At 58.1% G+C, this 5117-nt stretch carries 6 protein-coding genes; 1 reads left to right on the top strand and 5 read right to left on the bottom strand.

The window, feature by feature from the left end; genetic code table 11:
* On the top strand, window positions 1-1200 hold a 1200-nt coding region (locus ACEW8J_RS11475; protein ID WP_373491778.1), incomplete at its 5' end, for a carotenoid oxygenase family protein.
* An 85-nt stretch (window positions 1201-1285) separates the two neighbouring features.
* Here ACEW8J_RS11475 and ACEW8J_RS11470 read toward each other — a convergent pair.
* The 5 genes from ACEW8J_RS11470 to ACEW8J_RS11450 all read right to left on the bottom strand — a co-directional run bounded on the left by ACEW8J_RS11470 (window position 1286) and on the right by ACEW8J_RS11450 (window position 4909).
* Complete coding sequence (locus ACEW8J_RS11470) at window positions 1286-1972, bottom strand: purine phosphorylase (RefSeq protein WP_373491777.1); 687 nt, start codon at window positions 1970-1972, stop codon at window positions 1286-1288.
* A complete protein-coding gene (locus tag ACEW8J_RS11465) occupies window positions 1965-2504 on the bottom strand; it encodes an adenine phosphoribosyltransferase (protein WP_373491776.1) in 540 nt (179 codons plus the stop codon). Before ACEW8J_RS11465 ends, ACEW8J_RS11470 begins: the two co-directional genes overlap by 8 nt.
* A 173-nt stretch (window positions 2505-2677) precedes the next feature.
* Window positions 2678-3049: a 50S ribosomal protein L7/L12 gene (rplL, locus tag ACEW8J_RS11460; RefSeq protein WP_373491775.1), complete on the bottom strand. Its 372-nt coding sequence runs from the start codon at window positions 3047-3049 to the stop codon at window positions 2678-2680.
* Between the two features lie 42 nt (window positions 3050-3091).
* The gene (rplJ, locus tag ACEW8J_RS11455) at window positions 3092-3604 is read right to left on the bottom strand and encodes a 50S ribosomal protein L10 (RefSeq protein ID WP_373491774.1); all 513 of its coding nucleotides are present in this window, start codon (window positions 3602-3604) and stop codon (window positions 3092-3094) included.
* Window positions 3605-4525: 921 nt separating this feature from the next.
* The gene (locus ACEW8J_RS11450) at window positions 4526-4909 is read right to left on the bottom strand and encodes a GFA family protein (RefSeq protein WP_373491773.1); all 384 of its coding nucleotides are present in this window, start codon (window positions 4907-4909) and stop codon (window positions 4526-4528) included.
* Window positions 4910-5117 lie beyond the last annotated feature (208 nt).

The raw sequence follows: 5117 nt of genomic DNA, 5'->3' as shown, positions 1-5117 counted from the left end.
TGGTTCGTCGGCGACGGCATGGCGCATGGCATCCGGATCAGGGGCGGCGAGGCGGCCTGGTATCGCAACCGCTGGATCCGCAGCAACGCGGTGAGCGATGCGCTGGGCGAACCGCGCAAGCCAGGCACGCGCAATCCGCGGTCCGATACCGCCAATACCAATATTGTCGGCATCGATGGCCGGACCTTCGCGATTGTCGAGGCCGGCGGATTTCCGGTTGAGCTCAATGACGAACTGGATACGATCAGGCATAATCCGTTCGACGGCACCCTGACCCACGCCTTTTCCGCCCATCCGCATCTCGATCCGAAAACCGGGCAGCATCATGCGATCTGCTATGACGCGACGACGCAGGACACGGTCTGGCATGTAGTGGTCGATGCGAAAGGCCAGGTCATTCGGGAGGAGCCGGTTGCGGTCAAGGACGGGCCCTCGATCCACGATTGCGCGATCACCGAAAATTACGTGCTGATACTCGACCTGCCGGCGACGCTGTCGATGAAGCGGCTGCTGAAAGGCTTTCAATTCCCCTATGACTGGAATCCGGACCATGGCGCGCGGGTCGGGCTGCTGCCCAAGACCGGCAGCAATGACGATATCATCTGGTGTGAAGTCGAGCCTTGCTATGTCTTCCATCCGGCCAACGCATTCGAGACCGCCGACGGAAAAGTCATTGTCGATGTGGTGGTGCATGAAAGCATGTATGCGCTATCCCCTTATGGGCCCGGCGGCGAGTGGGCCCGGTTCGAGCGCTGGACGATCGACCCGGCAACGCGTGCAGTAGACCGCAAGATCATCCACGACAGGAATCAGGAATTCCCGCGCTATGACGAACGCCGGACGGCGCAGCCCTATCGCTATGTCTATAGCGTGGCGCTGGCCGAGAATGACAGCGGGGTTTTTGATCGTGGCGGTTCGCAATTGTTCAAACATGATCTGGAAAGCGAAAAAACGCTGACCCGCGAACTGGGCACCGACCGTTATCCCGGAGAATTTGTGTTTGTTCCGCGATCCGAGGATTCGGGCGCAGAGGCACGAGAAGATGATGGCTGGCTGATCGGGCTGGTGATCGATGCCGCGAACGAGACAACGGAATTGCAGATATTGAACGCGGATGATTTTCTCGGCGAACCACAGGCGGTGATCCACGTGCCGCATCGGATCCCGCCGGGATTCCATGGCAATTGGGTGGCGAGCTAGGCTTTCCCGATTCAATGTGATCTGTCTTGGGATGTCCTTCGACAGGCTCGGGATGAGAGGATGGCCGCTTTAGCGAATATGAGGCCTAGAGCATTTCTATAAACCGTGCGGCTTCGCTGGCGGCGCGGTTGGCGGCGCGTTCGAGATTGGCCTGAAAATCGCCAGAACTGTCGCCGTTGGCGCCGTCGGTCACCGCCTTGATCCCGGCCCACGGGATATTGAGCACGGCTGCTATTTGCGCCACCGCTGCGGTTTCCATGTCGACGAGGTCGGCTTTCAGCACATCGCGCAAATAACCGGAGCGTTCGGGACATTTGACGAAACAGTCGGCGGTGGCGATCCGCGCCTGCGGCAGGGCCAGGGCTTCGGGCATCGGGTGAGACTGGAACGGCTGCCAGTCAGAAGGGCCGATCGGCCAGGCACCGGCATTATAATGGGTGAAGCCGTCATGCTCGCCGAACCTTTCCAGCGTGCCATAATCGGCCTGCAGGGATTCGCGCAGATAGAAACAGTCCCCGTCGCGGCTGCTGACATGGCCGGCGGTGCCGATGACGAGGAACAGATCCGGCTGGAATGATGTGTGCAGATAGAGGGCAGCGGCACCGGCATGGACCTTGCCGATACCGGAGCATATTATCGTGACCTGCTTTCCGGCATGATCCTGCTGGCGGATGTCGCCCAGCGGACTGCCGATGCGTTGCGCCGGATGATCGCGGCCAAAGGCATCCGCTTCGTCCTGTACCCCGGTGATGATCGCGATATGTTCAATCACCGGCAAAGGCCATCAGCGCTTCGGGTTTGACGCCAGCGGCGGCCAGCTTGCGCGCGCCGCCGAGATCGGGAAGGTCGACAATGAACAGGGCCTGTTCGACCACAGCGCCCTGACCGCGCAGCAGCTTGACCGCCGCCATCGCGGTACCGCCGGTGGCGAGCAGATCATCGACCAGCAGCACGCGCTGTCCCGGCCGGATTGCGTCAACATGCATTTCGATCCGGTCGGTGCCATATTCCAGGGCATAGTCGATGCTCACCGACTTGCCCGGCAATTTGCCCGGCTTGCGCAGCATCAGCTTGCCCTTTTCCAGCGCATAGGACATCGCCGCCGAGACGATGAAGCCGCGCGCCTCGATCCCCGCGATCAGGTCAAAGGACGCCGGATCGACGAGAGCGATCAACCGGTTGATGGTGCGGCGAAAGGCAGGGCCGTCGAGCAGCAGGGTCGAAACATCGCGAAACTGGATACCCGGCTTGGGATAGTCGGGAATCGTCCGAACGAGATCGATCAGGTCCTGATTGTCGGTCATATCGTTCCCCCGCCATTGCCAGCTGTCCTAGTCGCGCAGCCGTTCGGTCGTGTCAATCATTCTGCCGGGGAAAGCGAGCGGGGCGGACGGCCTGGTGGCTTGCCCGGCAGGCATAGAAAAGGGGCGGCTCCCGAACCGGAAACCGCCCCTTGAATAGATGGTCGTCGAAAGGCTTATTTGAGTTCGACGGTACCGCCGGCAGCTTCGATCTTCGCCTTGATGTCTTCTGCTTCGGCTTTGTTAACGCCTTCCTTGATGGCTTTTGGCGCGCTTTCAACAAGAGCCTTGGCGTCGGTGAGGCCGAGAGCGGTAATCGCACGGACTTCCTTGATCACCTGGATCTTCTTGCCGCCGTCGCCGGTCAGGATTACGTCAAATTCGGTCTGCTCTTCAGCAGCTTCACCAGCGGCAGCCGCAGGGCCTGCAACGGCAACAGCAGCAGCAGCGGAAACGCCCCACTCTTCTTCCAGTGCCTTGGACAGTTCAGCCGCTTCCATGACGGTGAGTTTCGAAAGTTCTTCAACCAGTTTTGCAATATCAGCCATTTTAAATACGCTCCAATTTTCTAAATATTTGAAAAGTTAAATTCATTCACCCGCAGCAGCATAAGCGCTGAGTACGCGTGCAACACTGGTCGCCGGCTCGACAAGAACCCGTGCGATTTTCGTTTGTGGAGCGACAAGCAGTCCAACAATCGTTCCGCGCAGTTCGTCAAGCGAAGGCATGGCAGCCAGGGTCTTGATGCCTGCTTCGTCGAGAAGGGTGTCGCCCATTGCGCCGCCAACGATTTCCAGTCGGTCGTTGGTTTTTGCAAATTCCACTGCGATTTTTGCAGCGGCCACCGGATCATCCGATGTGGCAAGCGCGACCGGACCCGTCAGCATTTCTGCTATCTGGGCATAGTCGGTTCCTTCCAGAGCCAGCTTGGCAAGGCGGTTTTTAGAGACTTTGAAGCTTGCGCCTTCGTCCCGCATTTTCGTCCGCAGCGCCGTTGATTGCGCGACAGTCAGACCCAGGTTGCGTGTCACCACGACAACGCCTGCGCCCTTGAAAATTGCGTTCAGAGCGGCAACCGCTTCGGTCTTTTGACCACGATCCATATTTTGCTCCTTCACCGGGATGTGAGCCGAAACCCGCATCCCATTCTAGTTATCGTCATCCTGAAACGGGTTCAGCGTGACGAGCGAAAGGATTGATCGAAACCAATCCTGTATAATCCGAAGGGGGGTTTTGGCGGCTCTGCCGCGTCAGAAGACGCTGGCTGCGTGCCCGTGTGTTGCCACACGAAAAAACTGATCCCCGTCTAGGCTGGAAATTAAGAGAGGCAAATTCCCCTCACCCGCTGTCTCGGACGGAAATTGTGATTCTTTTGAGGGAAGCACAATTTGTAGGGGAGCCATTAACGGGATTCTCGACATTGTCAATGTTCGCCTGCGATTTTACGGCGTGCCTCTTCCCCTCTCCCGTGAGGGAGAGGGATGTGGAGACTTGGCAACTTGTTGCCTAGTCGCAGTTGGGTGAGGGTGTTCCTGGCTTTTCGAAGGCAGAACGCCCTCACCCAACTGCGCCTAATCCGCTTCGCGGATAAGGCTTCGTATCCTTCTCCCTCACGGGAGAAGGTCTACTGACCCCGTGCTGCGCTCCTGCTTCAATTTCGGAATGTGAAGTTTGACGATTGTTTTGTTCCGAGGAACTACGGACAAACAAATTCTCCGCCGCAGATTTTCTCTATCAGGAACCATGTGCTACCCAACATCAATAACCAAAATAGCGGTAAAGTGGCAGGAACAAGCAATGCTTTCAGGTCTGCGGCCTGGATAGACCTTTTAGCCTTGGATATGGAAAACCATAATATGAAGGGACCGAGGTAGACGATAACAGCAGTAAAAATCGTGAGGGGGCTCGTCATAGAACCAGGAGCATCAAACAGGAAAGCAGAGAAAACCAGGAGAAAAACAGAGGGGACAATCAAAATCCCGCAGATCGCGATTATCACCCATCCAAAGTACTTCACCATCTAATCACTGATCCCGCTGCAGTACATCCGGCTCGATCTCGTAATAATCGCCCTTGTCGGCGACAAAGATATGGCTCCAGATTTTGGTACCGGTGGGCTGGTCGAAGCAACCCATGGCGATGGCGATCTTGTCGGGGTGCATGACCGGGTCCCAGAACAGGAAGGAGCCGCAGGTTTCGCAGAAGCCGCGTCGGACTTTTTCCGATGACTGGTACCAGCGGATATGCTCTGCGCCGCTGATGGTCACGGCGCTGGTCGGGAGATCGGCCGAGGCCCAGTAATGGCCGGATTGCTTGCGGCACTGGTTGCAGTGGCAGGCATCGGCCTCGGGCAGGTCGCCGGTGACCTCGATTTTGACCGCGCCGCAGAGGCAGGAGCCTTTGTGCATTTCATTCTCCCGAGAATCGTTCGGGGGCCAGCCTAATGGAAAAATGGCCCGCTAGGGAAGCCGGAATTTGCTTGCGGGAGTCAGGCGCGGGAGACGCGGACCTGCTGCTCCACCATCTCCAGACTGCCGAAGCCGGTGAGAAAGGACACGTCCGTGGCATCCCGGCCGATACCGATCACGGCCATGTCGCTGGGCTGTGCCATGCCGG

It is taken from the genome of Parasphingorhabdus sp. (genome assembly GCF_041748495.1).
GTDB lineage: Bacteria > Pseudomonadota > Alphaproteobacteria > Sphingomonadales > Sphingomonadaceae > Parasphingorhabdus.
This window is presented reverse-complemented; position numbering and strand designations above follow the sequence as displayed.

Bases quoted from the DNA above. Each gene is read 5' to 3' on its own strand.
- ACEW8J_RS11465 (WP_373491776.1), bottom strand. From the start codon at position 2,504: ATGACCGACAATCAGGACCTGATCGATCTCGTTCGGACGATTCCCGAC.
- rplL (WP_373491775.1), bottom strand. From the start codon at position 3,049: ATGGCTGATATTGCAAAACTGGTTGAAGAACTTTCGAAACTCACCGTC.
- rplJ (WP_373491774.1), bottom strand. From the start codon at position 3,604: ATGGATCGTGGTCAAAAGACCGAAGCGGTTGCCGCTCTGAACGCAATT.
- ACEW8J_RS11450 (WP_373491773.1), bottom strand. From the start codon at position 4,909: ATGCACAAAGGCTCCTGCCTCTGCGGCGCGGTCAAAATCGAGGTCACC.